Raw genomic sequence first — 16264 nt, 5'->3', positions numbered from 1 at the left:
GAGGAATATAACTAGAAATATGAGTAAAAACAAAAAATCTTTAAAAGCTATTCAGATAATTTGCATATTAGTAGCAACTCTATTCATGCTCGTGCAAATGTTCAGTTTGAAAGGTATTGCTGCTAGGGCACACTATTCATTTGTCCGTTTTATGCCTAATATGTTGCATAATGCGACGTTAATGTTGGTACCCATGGTCTTTGGGGCTATTTACAGCAAGAAAAAAGAAAGTGTTAGTGAAAGTTTCAAATATTGGCTGTTAGCCAGTGCAACTTTGATTGTTTATTACATCTTTTTCTTCTTTATAGTTCCTACACGCTTCAATATGTGGCGCGTTTGGGGCATGTTATTCCCGATCATTACCAGTACCTCAGTTTTATTTTCCGGTTTGTTTTTTTGTTTGTTAATCCAACCGTATCTTTTTGATTTACTGCATAAATTAAATATTAAACAAAACCTGCTGGTACTAAGTTTATTGACATTATTAGGCTTTGCCCTAAGTGCTGGTAATCTATCTTTCCAGTACTCACTTTACGGCCTATATCTTGTTTTGTTCTTTGCTTGGGGGATGTTTTTAGCTCATATCCACATTAGTAAGAAGATATTAACGCTATCTTTAATCAGTGGCTTTCTCTCCTTCTTCATTGTGGTTATTGGCGTTTCAGGATTTGATGCGGTTTATTGGTCGCAGATTATTTCAGGTAATGGCGGTGGCGACTGGAACCGAGAATTTCTCAACAATCCTTCTTCGCCTTTTATGTTCTTGCTGATTGTGGCAGCGTTTTTATTATTTAAAAAGGTAATTTTAACTTTTACTAAAACGCAAGCCCGCTACTTTATTCCAGTAATTATGATTATGGATGCGCCAATTTCTCCGAGATTTATGAACGCATTCCGCTTTACTGACTCGTCTACTATTAATAAATTGATCATGATAGTGGTTATGTTGGTAATTGTTGTCCTCTGGTATATGGTGTTAAAACGCTATTTATTCCAAATTACGCCATTTGCTAAGATCATTAATTATTTAGATAATGAACCTAATTTAGCCAAAATTTGTGAAAAAATCTGGTCAATTTTTACCAAGTTTGTTATTACCAATCGGGTCAACTTACTTACTTGGGCTTGGTTCTATATCTTAAGTTTCGGCTCTTTTCTAATTGAATCAGATAATTTACGAATTCAAATAAGTACAGCTTCAACAATTAATGCGATAGTTTACCTTCTCGGCACTAAATTCTTTGCCATGATTTTGACAACTATCTTTCTTGATGCGTTGTTTTCCGTATTTTACTTTGTAACAACTCGTTACTGGACTTCAAACATTTTAGTAAGTTTGATTGCCATTGGTTGGGCTGTCGCAAATAAGATTAAGTTGCTGCTTCGGGGAGAACCTATTTACCCGACTGAAATTAGTGAAATTGTCAACTGGAAAACCCTAATTCCAATGATTGGCAAGACTACTGTCATTGTGATTTTAGTAGCTATAGTTGTTGTAATTGCCCTTGATATTTTCTTGGAATGCAAGGTTCCTATTAAAAAGCGCGGCTCTTGGAAGAGACGTGGAATTTGGGCATTGCTCAGCTTACTATTGTTTGTAACGCCATTACGCTTCAATCATGATGGTGGAGTTATTTATCACATCAACCGTGGTTTTGATAATAAACAAAGATTCCGTAACCCTGAACGAGATATTCAAGTAAATGGGCCTGTCCTTAATTTCTTGAATTATATTGACTTGCAAATTATGGATCAGCCTGAGGGTTATTCGGAAACAAGTATTAAGCAGCTCAACACCAAATACGAAAAAGTAGCGGCTAAGATTAATAAGAAACGTAAAAACGATCTTAAGGACCAAACCATTGTCTTTAACTTGAGTGAAAGTTTTGTTGATCCAAATACTTTCCCAACAATCAGGTTTGACCGTGACGTACCAAATCCAGTTAAGTTTATCGAGTCGATGAAGTCACGTTCCACATACGGCAATATGCTGAGTGCCGGTTACGGTGGTGGTACTGCCAACATGGAATGGGAGACTCTAACCGGTTTGAATATGGGCATGTTCAAGTCTACTTTGACCCCTTATGTTCAAATTGTGCCGAACTATGATTTCTACCCAACAATAGGGATGAATTTCGATTATAAATCTGCTGTCCACCCATTTATTGGTACGTATTACTCAAGGCAAGAAGATTATCATAGATTTAAATTTGATAAGTTTATCTATGTTGGTTCAAAATATAAGGTTATTGACCAAAAGAAATTGGGTAAGAGTGGTTATAACTCTGACTTTACTACCTATGCTAACGGTCTAAAAGAAATTAATTCCCGCGATGGCGGACAGTTTATCAACCTGATTTCAATTCAAAATCACATGCCATATAACAATTGGTATCCAAATAACGAATACATGGGCAAGATTTCAGGAGAGTTATTCAAATCTCCAGCAGTTCGTGATCAAATGGCTACTTACGTTAAGGGAACGCAGTACACTGACAAGGCAGTTAAGCAGTTTATCCAGCAAATTGATCAAATTAAGAAACCAATTACTTTAGTCTTTTACGGTGATCACTATCCAAGTATCCTTTCACAAAGTTATACTGCTAAATATCCGGTACAAATGCACTCAACGCGCTACTTTATCTATTCCAACAAATATGCGCGTCAACATGGTGCTAAAAAGAGACTGCCGCGTAAGGCAAATAATTTTGTCAGTTCCAGCGACTTTATCGCTATGATGCTTGAACAGACTGATTCTAAAGTGACGCCTTACCAAGCACTTTTGACTGAGGTACATAAGAGACTGCCAGCAATTACCATTAACTTTAAAGGTGATAAAGGCTTCGAACTAATTGGTCGCAAGGGTCAGGTAATTGAACCAAAATATCTGACTAAAAAGCAGCAAGAAATTTTAGCTGATTATGAGGCTATTCAATATGATATGACTGCAGGCAAAGCTTACGGCTTAAAGATTAAAGGCTTTTACAAGTAATAAAACGATATTGACTTATTAAGAAAAAATGAGTATTATCGTTTATAACAAATTTAAGTAGTATCACGATTCAGTGTTCAGAGAACTAGCGGTTGGTGAGAGCTAGGCAGGTCGTGCATGGCGAAATACGAGTAGGGTGGTTCCCGTATAGACCACAATTAAGGCACTTAGTAATAGTGTAAATGTGGGTGGTACCACGGCTAAAAATAACTAGTCGTCCCTAGATTCATCAATTGAATCTAGGGACTTTTTTGTTGGAGGAAAAAGATGGCAAACTTTGATATTTTAGAAGATTTAAAGTGGCGTGGAGCTATTAACCAGCAGACTGATGAAGCTGGACTAACTAAATATTTGCAAGAACATGATAACTTGGCACTATATTGTGGTACCGATCCTACAGGTGATTCCCTTCATATTGGTCACCTTATTCCCTTCATGATTTTGAAAAGGTTCCAACTTGCAGGTTACCACCCTGTGATTGTTATTGGTGGTGGTACAGGAACAATTGGTGATCCTTCAGGACGCAAATCGGAGCGGGTACTTCTTAGTGCTGAAAAATTGCATGAAAACGAAGTAGCTCTTACCAAGCAAATGGAAAAATTGTTTGGTACTGAAAACTTTGAAATCGTTAATAATGCAGAATGGCTTGATAAATTAAGTCTAATCGAATTTTTACGTGAATATGGTAAACACTTCCAAGTGAACAATATGATTAATAAGGATGTAGTTGCCAGCCGACTGGAAAATGGTATTTCCTTTACCGAATTTTCTTACCAAATTTTACAGGCTATTGATTTTTACCAATTGAATAAAAACTATGGTGTTCAAATGCAAATTGGTGGCAGTGACCAATGGGGCAATATTACAGCAGGAATCGACTTAATTCACAAGTTGATGGGTTCAGACAGACAGGCATTTGGCTTAACCATTCCATTAATGTTGAAAGCTGACGGCACCAAGTTTGGTAAATCTGCTGGTGGAGCTGTTTGGCTTGATCCTGAAAAAACCAGCCCTTATGAATTTTATCAATTCTGGATCAATCAAGATGATCGGGATGTAGTTAAATATTTGAAATACTTTACTTTCCTTAGCCATGAAGAAATAGACGATCTGGCAGAGCAAGTCAAAGCAGAACCATGGAAACGAACAGCGCAAAAGACACTCGCCAGAGAAGTAACAAAATTTGTTCACGGTGAAGAAGGCTTAAAAGAGGCAGAAATGATTACCGACGCACTGTTTTCCGGTGATATTAAGAATTTGTCGGTCAAGCAAATTGAGGAAGGGCTAAAGAGTGCGCCAACGGCTGAGACATCATCTCAGAGCCAAAATATTGTGGACTTTTTAGTTGATACCCAGATCGAATCTTCCAAGCGTCAAGCTCGTGAAGATGTGACTAATGGAGCAATTTATGTGAACGGAGACCGTGAGCAGTCAGTAGATTTTGAAGTTGATCCTTCTAAGGCATTTGATGGTAAATATGTCATTATTAGAAAAGGTAAAAGAAAATACACTTTAGTTACAATTAAAGATTAGTCTAAAAGAGGCAGTTGCTATTTTCGCAACTGCCCTTTTTTGATTCCAATTAAAGGAGTATAATAAGAAACACATCATTTTTTAATTTAGGAGGGTAAAATGCGTGCACGGGTAATACTTTATAATCCAGAACATAAAGCATTTTTATTGATTCATAGGTTTAAAAATGAGCGTGATTACTGGGTAGTTCCAGGTGGTGGCGCAGAAGAAAATGAAACTCCAGTGACTACTGCAATCAGGGAAATAGGAGAGGAATTGGATCTTCAATTAAAGCCAGCTGCTCTAACGCATTTTTTTACAAGTGAAGCAAAAGAAGAATTCTTTTACACTGAAATACCGTACATAGTCGCACCTGCAATCAGCGGTGAAGAAAAGGAACGCTCAAGTAAGTCTAACGTTTATCAGCCAGAATGGGTGGCAAGTGCTGATTTAACTCAAATTAATTTAATGCCACCTGAAATTGCCGGTAAAATAATAACGGCAATTTGACGAAAAAGTGCTAAGACTTCATACTTTTCTGATATTAAAGCACTTTAAATTATCTTGATAGGAGAGTAAAAAATGGCTCGAAGTGATATTTTAGTAACAACTACCGAAAATATACCAGGTAAAAAATATGAAATTATTGGTGAGGTATTTGGTTTAACTACGCAGTCTAAAAATTTAATTAAAGATTTTGGCGCAGGTCTCAAGTCAATGGTTGGTGGTGAAATTCGGAGTTATACCAAAATGCTTGAAGATTCACGCAGTCAGGCATTGGAAAGGCTACGGCAAAGTGCTGCAGATGTAGGTGCAGACGCAATCGTAATGATGCGTTTTGACTCAGGCTCGATTGGCGGCGACATGCAATCCGTTGTTGCTTATGGTACAGCTGTGAGATTTATTGCAGATAATGACTAGATATAGTATTATTTGAAGTATTCGCTTCACGAGAGTGAATACTTTTTTGTTGAGTTTGATTTTGCCACTTTAGCTCAGGAGGTAGAGCACCGCCGTGGTAAGGAGGAGGTCCTCAGTTCAAATCTGGGAAGTGGCTTAATTTTTAATAACCTTAATTTATCAAATTATGATTTAGATAAGTGAAGGTTATTTTTTATTAATAAAATTACTTTATCCAAAACTATTTAGATCCTTCACTAAGTTGTAAAAAATTTTAGTAGAATTAAAGCCAGCAATGTTTTTGATGAACAATACGTTAGACAAAGTGCAAATAAATATGATTAATTGCTTTTTTATATTGCTTAAATTGCTAGTTAATTATATAACTAATAGTGTTAGGTATGTAATCTAATATAGGAAAAATTAAGTTATATCTTAAAGTAAGGAAGTTTATCTGCTATGAAGAAGATCAAATCAATCAAGAAACTGTTAATTGTGGGAGTGATGCTGTTCGTAGGCTCTGCTGCGCTAGTTGGCTTGAATTCTCATCCAGTTGCTGCCAAGCCGCTACCGCCTTTACCAGTTGCAACGACAAAGGATTTTAACAAGTTACAGAAGCTCTCTAAAAAACCTGGTGCTCATTATATTAAAGCAAGAAAGTGGTATGCAAGCTTTGTTCCTGGCGATAATGTTGAAGCATATCGCTATCTTAAATCACATAAAAGGACAGGAACTAAGTCTGACCCAGGAGTTGATGACTGGGATATTTTTGTAGGTGCCGGAACAATTGCTGGTAAACGTTATTTCATTAGCAATATTGAAAACAGAGATGGAAAAACAAAGTACATGATTCCAGCAGAGTATTGTCATGTGCCTTATGGCTACAAGTTTAAAAAAGGTCATGCTACAGTCCATGATTATCTTGGTTCTTTGGCAAACGCCTGGAATGGTTACACAGAATTAGATAATGAATATGGTCGCGCATTTACCGAAGAAAATGTCATTTATAGTAATAAAGAAGATGCCACCTTTACTGTTACCCTCAAGGAAGATGGGCAGACACGTGGTAAGTATAAGGGCTTCTGGATTGGGCTTACGCCAATAAAATTTAGAGTTGACGGCACTGATACCTACGAAAATTATTATCCGCTATACAACTACGTGCCAAATGGTGAATTAGTTGTGAGTTATATTAAGACCGAAGATTTGAGTCAATTTAAACGGGCAACAGTTAAATATGATCACATGGGCACAATTACTAAGAGCCATAAATTTAAACCGGCTCATAAAAAGTTAGATATGTAGTTAATTTTAGTGAATTTACGCCTATATTAGCTGCTATATGCTTATAAACATTTTTGACCAATATGAAAGAAAGTTTGGTCAAATTAACAAAAAGGGATAGACTATTAAGCAAGTACTATTGATTACTATACTTTAGGTCTATCTTTTTTGTAGTCAAAAAAAATAAAAATAGTTGCTTTAAATCAACTCTAAAGCAGGAATTAATATGGTGGCATTCTAAAAAGTTCAAACTAGTGAGATATTTTTAAAAGCAGTGAGCATAAGAAAATTGTAATATAAACTTCTTTATTGCTAGTTTTAATAAAAATAATTTACTGATTGGGAAGGAAATTAATTTGGATTTAACTAAAGTTACTGAATTTGTCAAAAAGCAGCTGCAAGATGAAAAAACCGGTCATGATTTTTATCATGGTCAACGGGTAGCACATTTGGCCAGCAAGATGTATTTGCAGGACAATCCCGATGCACATACAGATAGCCGCATGGTCGCTATTATTCAAGCTGCAGGATATTTGCATGACACTATTGACGAAAAAATTTGTGCGAACCCTGACCAAGTTTTAGCTGATATTAAAGAATTGCTTCCCCAAGTAGGCTTTACCTCGTTAGAAACTAAAGATATTTTATTTACTATGCAACATATGTCGTTTTCCGCTAATATCGAACACCATTATCAGTTACCAGTATCTGGAGAATACGTGCAAGATGCTGACCGCATTGAGAGTTTGGGTGCAATTGGTATTGCTCGTGCTTTTACTTACGGCGGCGCTCATGGCAATGTGATCTATGATCCGAAAATTAAACCACAGAAGCTTGTAAGTCACGATCAGTACCGTGAACACACAGAAACAACAATTAACCATTTCTACGAAAAATTATTTCATTTGGCTGACTTAATGAATACTGCTAGTGGAAAAAAAGAAGCACAAAAAAGAACAGAATTTATGCGTAATTATGTGACAGAATTTATGGCTGAATGGAATGTTTAAACTGCGTGTAGCCTCATGCAGCTTTTTTGCGTTTTTATAAAAAATCCAATTGCTGAGAAAATTTAATTTGAGGATTTTCCATTTTTAGCAGCGCTCTTTTACGGTCTAAACCGCCAGCGTAACCGGTTAAAGAGCCATTGCTGCCGATTACCCGATGACAGGGGATAATTAAACTAATGGGGTTATGTTTGATCGCAGCACCGATAGCTCGTGCCTTATTTACTTTATCTTTTTGTCCTTTTTGCACGCGCTCGGATAATTCTTTATAAGTAACCAGTTCACCGTAAGGCACTTTTTGTAATTCTTTAAGTACTTGCTGGGAAAACACTGACACATTGGGCTTAATAGGAACAGTCTGTGGGTCAGGATTTTGACCGGCAAAATATGCAGAAAGCCAATTTAAAGCTAGTTTAATTGGTTTATTAACAGAACTTTTAACGCTGGTTAAGTGGTAGTTGGCGCCAAAATATTTTTGACTGTTAAACCATAATCCTAATAAATTATGCTCGTTGCTTAATAGCGTAATGCTGCCTAATTGAGATGGATAAAGAGTTTTATATAGTGTCATTCTTAATCCTGTATTTTGTTAAGTATATAAGAGATCGCTTGTTAAATATGGTTATATACCAAAAGTCGATTTTCGTAAATTAGCTATATCATATTGTACTGATAGTTGCGCTCAATTACTATATAATAATTTTAGGTTTAAACGATTATTGTCTGTATGATTAATTTAAAAGGAAAAATAAAAATTGGGTTATAAAATTTTTGTATCTTATAAATATCAGGATCATGATGTTGCCAAACTAGAAGGCGGTAAAAATCAGACCCCCAGAGATTATGTTGATTATTTGAAAAAAATTAGTTTCAGCGGGGATGACGTAAATAAAGCGGAAATTGCCAATGAAGATTATAGTGGACTCACAGATGAAGCTATCAGAAAATGTTTAGCAAAAAAGATTTGGGATTCGTCAATTACGTTGGTTTTGATTTCTCCCAATATGGTTGATCTTGCGCAGGCAGAAAAAACCCAGTGGATACCGTGGGAGATTGCTCAGTCACTAAAAACGCGGACAAAAATAGCTAAAAGGACTCTGCCTAACGCCATTATCGCAGTTGTACTACCTAATGTTTCCGGTAAATATAATTACTTTGTTAACTATTGGAAATATATTGACCAAAATAACCAGCAACACCTAGTACGCAACATATCAGTTAATCGGACTTTCAAAATCATTGCTCGGAATATGTTTAATCTCAAAGAACCAATGGTCGACTTTGTATCCGGTAAAAAAGTCTATCACGGAAATAGTAGCTATATAACTGTGGTCGAGTGGAATAAATTTATTAAAAATATGGATTATTATTTTAAAAAAGCAATTGCTATCAGAAATAGCATTGCAGATTATAATCTCTCAGAAAAATTAGATTAATAATGGATTAAAACATTTCTATACGAAAATTTTGGATCTTTTCTTTGTTGTATACAAAAAAGAATAACATGTAGTTTACATTCATTTTCATGAAAAATGAGAACGTTGATAGATCAATACTCCATATTGTAGCCTATCTTTGACATAACCACTAAATATGGTATGTTATTACTGTTGATATTTACAGGAGGTCAAAATATGAAGTCAAAAATCAAAAAAATCTTTTCCATTAGTCTAGCGGCAGTTGCAGCTGGTCTGGCGCTGACAGCATGTGCAGGAAAAAAACAAGGTGGCAGCAATAATTCAAGTAGTAGTGCCAAGCACTCAATTGCTTTAATTACTGATACCGCAGGTGTTAACGATAATTCTTTTAATCAGTCCGCTTGGGAAGGCTTTAAGGAATATGGCAAAGATCATCATCTTAATCGCGGGCGTAATGGTTATCAGTACTTTCAATCTGGTAGCGCAGCAGATTTTGAGCCCAATTTTGATCAGGCAAGTAAAGCCGGTTACCAGACAATATTTGGCATTGGCTATAGTTTAAAAGATGCTGTTAAAGCAGCGGCTAAAAAGAATCCGAAAAAGAACTACGTCATTGTTGATGAAGTAATTAAGGGGCAAAAAAATGTGGCCTCAGCTAATTTCAAGAGTGAGCAAGCTTCATATTTGGCAGGTGTAGTTGCGGCAACGGAAACAAAGACAAACGTCATTGGTTTCATTGGTGGCGCTCACGGCAACATTATTGACTTGTTTGATGCCGGTTTTACTAAAGGCGTTCATGACCAAGCTAAAAAATTGCATAAAAAGATTACGCTGTTAAATCAATATGTAGGTGATTTCAGGAGTGCCGATAAAGAAAAGGCAATTGCGCAGTCGATGTATGCTAAAAAGGCGGATATTATCTTCCATGCTTCTGGTTTAGCTGGTAATGGTCTGTTTCAAGAGGCTAAGTCAATTAACCAGACGAGAACAGCTGCCAAAAAGGTTTGGGCTATCGGGGTTGATTCTGACCAATCTCATTTAGGTAACTACAAGGCTAAAGACGGTAAAAAAGATAACTTTGTTTTGACTTCAGTCATCACTGGTGTAAATGTAGCAACACGGGACATTTCTAATCGTGCATATAACGGAAAATTCCCTGGTGGTCAACAGTTAGTTTACGGTTTGAAAACTAATGGTGTTTCGATCAAACGCGGACAAATTAGTGAAAAAGCATGGCAATATTCGCGTCAGGCACGCACTGAAATTATTAAGGGTAATATCAAAGTCCCGCTTCATCCAAATAAATAGTTCGCAATATGCCAACATTTTTACCTATGATCAACCACAAAAAAATATATCTTGAATTAATACGTATTTTATTATAACATTAGTATTGAAAAGTTCGTATTTTGTGGAGGGTAATATCATGGGTAAGAAATTTACGAAATTTTTGTCATTAGGAATAATGGTGGCTTCGTTCACTTTGCTTTTGAATGCTTGTTCGGGAAAAAAACAGGGAACAGGCAATCAAAATAAGAAGGATAGCATCGCTTTAATTACAGATAGTAATGGTATTAACGATCAATCTTTTAACCAAAATGCTTGGGCTGGATTCAAGGATTACGGTAAGGAACATAACCTTAAGCAAGGCAAAGGCTATCAGTATTTTCAATCAAGCAGTGCAGCTGACTACACGCCTAACTTTAATCAAGCTGCCAAATCTGGTTACCAAACTATTTTTGGTATCGGTTATATGTTAAAAGATTCAGTTAAGGCTGCTGCTAAGAAAAATCCTAAGAAAAATTTTGTAATCGTTGACGATGTAGTACCTGGTCAAAAAAATGTAGCATCTGTTACTTTCAAGAGCAATGAATCATCTTATCTAGGTGGTGTAGCTGCTGCTTATTCAACCAAAACTAATAAAGTTGGTTTCATTGGTGGAGCAAAATCAGCTGTCATTGATACTTTTGAAGCAGGTTTCAAACAAGGCGTAAAAGATGCTGCTAAAGCTCAACATAAAAAAATAACTGTCAGCATCCAATATATCGGTAACTTTACTTCAACTGATAAGGCAAAGTCGATCGCGCAATCAATGTATGCCGACAAATGTGATGTAATATTCCAAGCTGCCGGAAATGCGGGTAACGGTGTTTTCCAAGAAGCTAAAGCACTTAATCAAACTAAACCTGAAAGTAAGAAAGTTTGGGTAATTGGAGCTGACGTAGACCAGACAAACTTAGGCAACTATAAATCCAAGGATGGTAAAAAGGCTAACTTTACTTTAACTTCTGTTCTAAAGGGTTTAAACGTAGTGACCAAATCTTTAGCTGATGATGCTGCTGATGGCAAATTCCCCGGAGGGAAACATCTTGTCTATTCATTAAAGGACAACGGTGTTTCGATTATGAAGGGTAATCTTACATCAAAAGCTTGGCTTGCAGTAGAAAAAGCCAAGCAGCAAGTAGTTTCAGGGAAAATAAAAGTAGCGCAGAAATAAAGTAAATTATTGATTAAAACTCTTTGTGTATTCTTATGCAAAGAGTTTTTTACAAAAAAGGAAATTAACATAAAATGGAAAATATGACGAACGTAATAGAAATGCGCCATATTGTTAAGGATTTCAATGGTTTTAAAGCCAATAACGATATTAATCTGACTTTGAAAAAGGGTGAGATTTTGGCTTTATTAGGGGAAAATGGTGCAGGTAAGTCAACTTTAATGAGTATTTTATCTGGCTTAATGACCCCAACTTCCGGTTCCATTTTGGTTCGCGGACAAAAAGTTAACATTAAAAATCCAACTGTCGCAAAAGATTTGGGTATAGGCATGGTTCACCAACATTTTATGTTGATGGGATCCTTTACCGTATTAGAAAATATTATTTTGGGTCACGAAACAACTAAGGGCCCCAAATTAGACTTAAAAAAGGCACAACAGCAGATTAAAGCTTTATCTGAACGTTATAACTTAAATGTTGATCCTCAGAAAAAAATAAGTGAGATTACTGTGGCACAGCAACAGAGAGTGGAAATACTTAAGGTTCTGTATCGCGGTGCCGATATTATGATTTTTGATGAACCCACTGCGGTTTTAACTCCACAGGAAATTACTGAATTTATTCAAATTTTGCATGAGCTAGCTAAAGAGGGTAAATCGATTATTTTAATTACTCATAAATTGGAAGAAATTGAGCGTTCAGCTGACCGTGTGACTGTTATTCGGGCTGGTCGCAGCGTAGGGACTTTTGATGTCGCTAACGTTGATAATAACCGCTTGGCAGAATTGATGGTTGGTCGCCACGTTAACATGGAGCTTAATAAACCAACTGAAAAAGTTGGTAAAACAATGTTACAAGTTGAAAATTTACAAGTTAAAAACAAGCAAAACGTTGCTGTAATTAAAGGGATGTCCTTTGAATTACATGCTGGTGAGATTTTGGGAGTTGCCGGTATTGATGGCAATGGTCAAGATGAACTGGCGAGGGTGCTAACGGGCTTGCAGCATGTTCATTCTGGCAAAATTATCATCGACGGTGAAGATATGACCAACCGTAAAGTGCGTCAAATTACTGAAAAGGGCGTGTCATATATTCCTGCTGACAGGCAAAAATATGGCTTAATTTTACCTTTTTCTGTTTCTGATAACTTGGCTTTACAAACTTACTATCAAGAACCATTTTCACGCCACAATGTCATGCATTATGATGTCATTCATGAACATGCTCAAAAATTAATTAAGCAATTTGATATTAGAACTACAAGTGAAAGGGTGCCCGTCAGTGATTTATCCGGTGGTAATCAACAAAAAGTGATCATTGCCCGTGAACTAAGCCGCAACAGCAATTTAATTATTGCTTTTCAACCGACACGCGGACTTGATGTTGGTGCTATTGAATATATTCATAATCAGCTTCTAAATGAACGAGCTCAGGGTAAAGCAATTTTGTTAATATCGTATGAACTTGATGAGATTATGCAGTTGTCCGATCGCATTATTGTACTTCACGATGGCAGTATTTCTGGCGAAGTCAGGCCAGAAAACACCAGTGATGAGGAGTTAGGTTTATTAATGACTGGCGTTAAGAAAGAAGGCAGCGCACTTGCTTAAAGTAACACTAAAAACTAAGAAAATCCTAGTCCCAATTGTTTCCATTTTGGCAGGCTTTATTGTTGGTGCTGTCATCATGCTGATTTGGAGCTATAATCCGTTTCAAGCTTATGCTTCAATGTTTTCTAGTGCATTAGGTAACATGAACGGTATCGGTGAAACCATTCGTGAAGCTACGCCACTGATTTTTACCGCTATCGGCTTTGCTATTGCTTCAACTGCCGGTTTTTTCAATATTGGTTTACCCGGTCAGGCTCAAGCTGGTTGGCTATCATCCATTTGGGTAGTTCTTGCCAACCCGCACATGCCTAAAGTGATTTTGCTTCCGCTAGCTGTGCTTACTGGTATTCTTGCCGGTGCGCTTGTTGCCGGTGTAGCCGGCTGGTTGCGCGCTCAGTTTGGTACCAACGAAGTAATTACAACAATAATGATCAACTATATTGTGCTGTATTCTTGCCAGTACTTAATGCAGCAAGTTATGCCGGGTCAATTAAGGGTTGACACTGATACTACAAAAACAATTGCTGCTAATGGCAGCTTAAAAATTGATTGGCTCAGTTCAATGTTTGGTGATTCGCGGATTAATGCGGGAATTTTTATTGCTCTGGTTGCCGTCTTTTTATACTGGTATTTAATGAGGAAAACTACTACTGGTTTTGAAATTCGTTCGGTTGGTACGAACGCTGCAGCCAGTCGCTATGCTGGTATGTCTGCTAAAAAGAATATTATGCTGTCTATGTTACTATCTGGCGGCTTTGCCGGTCTAGGTGGTGTTGTGCAAGGTCTTGGTACTTATCAAAACTACTTTACCCAAACAACTAGTCTGGATATTGGTTGGGACGGTTTGTCTGTAGCTCTTCTTGGTGGGGGCACGGCTATTGGTATTCTTCTAGCATCATTACTATTTTCTATTTTAAAAATTGGTGGCTTAGGGATGCAGACCATTGCCGGTATTCCTTATGAGATTGTTTCAATAGTAATTGCTGCTATTATTTTCTTCGTTGCAATTCAGTATGTCATTGGTCTCTTATTTAAAACCAAAAAGGCTAAAGCAATTCAAGAACAAACTGAGGGCACAGAAAAAAAGTCGGAAAATGTGGTGGTGAGTTCCACTAAGGCTCAAGGAGGACAAAATTAATGAATTTAGTTTCAATTTTAGCGCTAATTGTGTCATCAACTTTTGTGTATTCAGCACCACTGATCTTTACAGCTTTAGGCGGAGTTTATAGCGAAAACTCGGGGATTACCAACATTGGTCTTGAAGGAATAATGACAATGGGTGCTTTTTCTGCTATTGTGTTTAACCTGACTTTTGCTTCTACTTTTGGTAAGGCAACTCCTTGGCTTGGTCTTTTTGTCGGCGGTATTGTAGGTTTGCTCTTTTCATTGCTGCACGCGGTTGCTACCATTAATTTTCATGCTGATCACATTATCAGCGGAACCGTGCTTAACCTCATGGCACCACCACTAGGAGTGTTTTTAATCAAAGCAATTTATGATAAGGGGCAAACTGAAAATATTACTCAAAGTTTCGGTTACTTTAGCTTTCCTGGCTTGGCTAATATCCCTGTCATTGGTCCAATCTTCTTTCAAAATACTTCAGCGCCTGCGTGGTTGGCAATAATTGTGTCAATTTTGTTATGGTGGATTTTATATAAAACCCGCTTTGGGTTACGCCTGCGCTCTTGTGGTGAAAATCCGCAAGCCGCTGATACTTTAGGAATCAATGTTTATGGAATGCGCTATGCCGGCGTGTTAATATCCGGCTTTTTAGGTGGAATAGGCGGTGCAGTATTTGCAGAAGCAATTTCAGGCAACTTTTCAGTTTCTACTATCGTGGGGCAAGGTTTTATGGCGCTAGCCGCTATGATTTTTGGTAAGTGGAATCCATTAGGTGCAATGCTAGCGTCACTATTCTTTGGTTTTGCTCAAAGTATCAGCATTATTGGCAATCAATTACCATTCTTTAGCCACATCCCTGCTGTTTATATGCAAATTGCCCCATACGTAATTACCATTTTAGTTTTAGTCCTGTTCTTTGGAAAATCCGTTGCTCCAGCAGCGGATGGTCAAAATTATATTAAGTCGAAATAGGTAGAAAAATGAAAGAAATATATTTTAATCATGACGGTAATATTGATGATTTAGTGTCATATTTGTTACTTTTATTGGCTCCAGACATTAAATTAATTGGGGTCAGTGCAATTGATGCTGACGGTTATGTTGATCCTGCTGTTGAAGTATGCCGTAAAATGACGGACAGATTTAACTTACGCGGTGACCAAATAGAAATTGCCAAGTCAAATTCACGGGCTGTAAACCAATTTCCAGAAGAATGGCGTAAAGCTGCTTATTCATTTGATTTTTTACCATTATTAAATCAATCTGGCAAAATGATTACTAAAATGGCAGAAAAACCTGCCCATTTAGATATGGTCGAAAAAATTATGGCGGCAGGTCAACCTGTAACTTTAGTTATGACTGGCCCATTAACAGATTTGGCGCGTGCTTTAGAAACCAATCCTAAAATTGCAGATAACATTGAAAAACTGTATTGGATGGGTGGAGCGCTTGATGGACATGGTAATGTTATTCAAGTTAACGCTGATGGTACACAAGACTGGAATACCTTTTGGGATCCATTTGCACTTGAAAGAGTATTGCAATCTAATATTCCAATACAAATTGTAGGTCTTGAAAGCAGTGAAGAACTGCCACTAACAGATGAGATAAGAATGCATTGGGCCAGCTTACGTGAATATCCAGCTGCTGATTTAGTTGCGCAAGGCTATTGCCTTTTAGTCAATCCTCCAACTAAGAGCGTCCAATTATACTTCTGGGACGTTTTAACTATAATCAGTGTCCTTTATCCTGAAGTGATTTTAGAAAGTAAAAAGCACCAAATAAAAGTAATTACGGAAGGATTAGCTGCTGGCCGTATGGAAGATGATCCTAATGGTCGGGAAATCACTTTGGTTACTAAAGCTGATAAAAAGCTATTCTTTAAGAAATTTGATGAATTATTACTACGAAGTAAGTAATTA

14 protein-coding genes and 1 tRNA gene are annotated in these 16264 nt (G+C 37.0%); 14 read left to right on the top strand and 1 reads right to left on the bottom strand.

Translation table 11 applies throughout. The annotated features are described in order from the left end of the window. Nucleotides 1-19: 19 nt before the first annotated feature. The 7 genes from LACWKB8_RS07465 (at nucleotide 20) to LACWKB8_RS07435 (ending at nucleotide 7698) form a co-directional block, all read left to right on the top strand. The gene (locus LACWKB8_RS07465) at nucleotides 20-2992 is read left to right on the top strand and encodes an LTA synthase family protein (RefSeq protein ID WP_038524095.1); all 2973 of its coding nucleotides are present in this window, start codon (nucleotides 20-22) and stop codon (nucleotides 2990-2992) included. A 267-nt stretch (nucleotides 2993-3259) separates the two neighbouring features. Next, entirely contained in the window at nucleotides 3260-4525 is a 1266-nt protein-coding gene (gene tyrS, locus LACWKB8_RS07460) for a tyrosine--tRNA ligase (protein WP_038524092.1), read from the top strand. Between the two features lie 99 nt (nucleotides 4526-4624). Further along, on the top strand, nucleotides 4625-5014 hold the full coding sequence (locus LACWKB8_RS07455; protein ID WP_038524089.1) for an NUDIX domain-containing protein: 390 nt from the start codon (nucleotides 4625-4627) through the stop codon (nucleotides 5012-5014). A gap of 72 nt (nucleotides 5015-5086) precedes the next feature. After that, nucleotides 5087-5425: a heavy metal-binding domain-containing protein gene (locus LACWKB8_RS07450; protein ID WP_038524086.1), complete on the top strand. Its 339-nt coding sequence runs from the start codon at nucleotides 5087-5089 to the stop codon at nucleotides 5423-5425. A 63-nt stretch (nucleotides 5426-5488) separates the two neighbouring features. Continuing rightward, nucleotides 5489-5561: transfer RNA gene (locus LACWKB8_RS07445), tRNA-Thr, on the top strand. A gap of 302 nt (nucleotides 5562-5863) precedes the next feature. Then, entirely contained in the window at nucleotides 5864-6709 is an 846-nt protein-coding gene (locus tag LACWKB8_RS07440; protein ID WP_038524084.1) for a hypothetical protein, read from the top strand. Between the two features lie 335 nt (nucleotides 6710-7044). Beyond that, the gene (locus LACWKB8_RS07435; protein ID WP_038524081.1) at nucleotides 7045-7698 is read left to right on the top strand and encodes an HD domain-containing protein; all 654 of its coding nucleotides are present in this window, start codon (nucleotides 7045-7047) and stop codon (nucleotides 7696-7698) included. 34 nt (nucleotides 7699-7732) lie between these two features. Here LACWKB8_RS07435 and LACWKB8_RS07430 read toward each other — a convergent pair whose 3' ends face one another. Then, complete coding sequence (locus LACWKB8_RS07430; protein ID WP_038524078.1) at nucleotides 7733-8266, bottom strand: methylated-DNA--[protein]-cysteine S-methyltransferase; 534 nt, start codon at nucleotides 8264-8266, stop codon at nucleotides 7733-7735. A gap of 184 nt (nucleotides 8267-8450) precedes the next feature. Between LACWKB8_RS07430 and LACWKB8_RS07425 the strand changes: the two genes are divergently transcribed. The 7 genes from LACWKB8_RS07425 (at nucleotide 8451) to LACWKB8_RS07395 (ending at nucleotide 16261) form a co-directional block, all read left to right on the top strand. Continuing rightward, entirely contained in the window at nucleotides 8451-9131 is a 681-nt protein-coding gene (locus tag LACWKB8_RS07425) for a TIR domain-containing protein (protein ID WP_038524075.1), read from the top strand. 198 nt (nucleotides 9132-9329) lie between these two features. Continuing rightward, on the top strand, nucleotides 9330-10421 hold the full coding sequence (locus LACWKB8_RS07420) for a BMP family protein (RefSeq protein ID WP_038524072.1): 1092 nt from the start codon (nucleotides 9330-9332) through the stop codon (nucleotides 10419-10421). A gap of 118 nt (nucleotides 10422-10539) precedes the next feature. Further along, complete coding sequence (locus tag LACWKB8_RS07415; RefSeq protein ID WP_038524069.1) at nucleotides 10540-11610, top strand: BMP family protein; 1071 nt, start codon at nucleotides 10540-10542, stop codon at nucleotides 11608-11610. A 74-nt stretch (nucleotides 11611-11684) separates the two neighbouring features. Further along, entirely contained in the window at nucleotides 11685-13220 is a 1536-nt protein-coding gene (locus LACWKB8_RS07410; RefSeq protein WP_038524067.1) for an ABC transporter ATP-binding protein, read from the top strand. Continuing rightward, nucleotides 13213-14358 (top strand): ABC transporter permease, encoded by a 1146-nt coding sequence (locus LACWKB8_RS07405; protein WP_052059678.1) that lies wholly within the window; start codon nucleotides 13213-13215, stop codon nucleotides 14356-14358. Before LACWKB8_RS07410 ends, LACWKB8_RS07405 begins: the two co-directional genes overlap by 8 nt. Then, complete coding sequence (locus LACWKB8_RS07400; protein ID WP_038524064.1) at nucleotides 14358-15314, top strand: ABC transporter permease; 957 nt, start codon at nucleotides 14358-14360, stop codon at nucleotides 15312-15314. Before LACWKB8_RS07405 ends, LACWKB8_RS07400 begins: the two co-directional genes overlap by 1 nt. Nucleotides 15315-15322: 8 nt before the next feature. Continuing rightward, a complete protein-coding gene (locus LACWKB8_RS07395) occupies nucleotides 15323-16261 on the top strand; it encodes a nucleoside hydrolase (RefSeq protein WP_038524061.1) in 939 nt (312 codons plus the stop codon). The last annotated feature ends 3 nt before the right edge of the window (nucleotides 16262-16264 follow it).

Origin of the sequence: Lactobacillus sp. wkB8, from assembly GCF_000761135.1 — a bacterium.
GTDB classification, from domain to species: domain Bacteria; phylum Bacillota; class Bacilli; order Lactobacillales; family Lactobacillaceae; genus Lactobacillus; species Lactobacillus helsingborgensis.
Note: the sequence above shows the minus strand (reverse complement) of the source record. Positions and strands in the feature narration are given on the sequence as shown.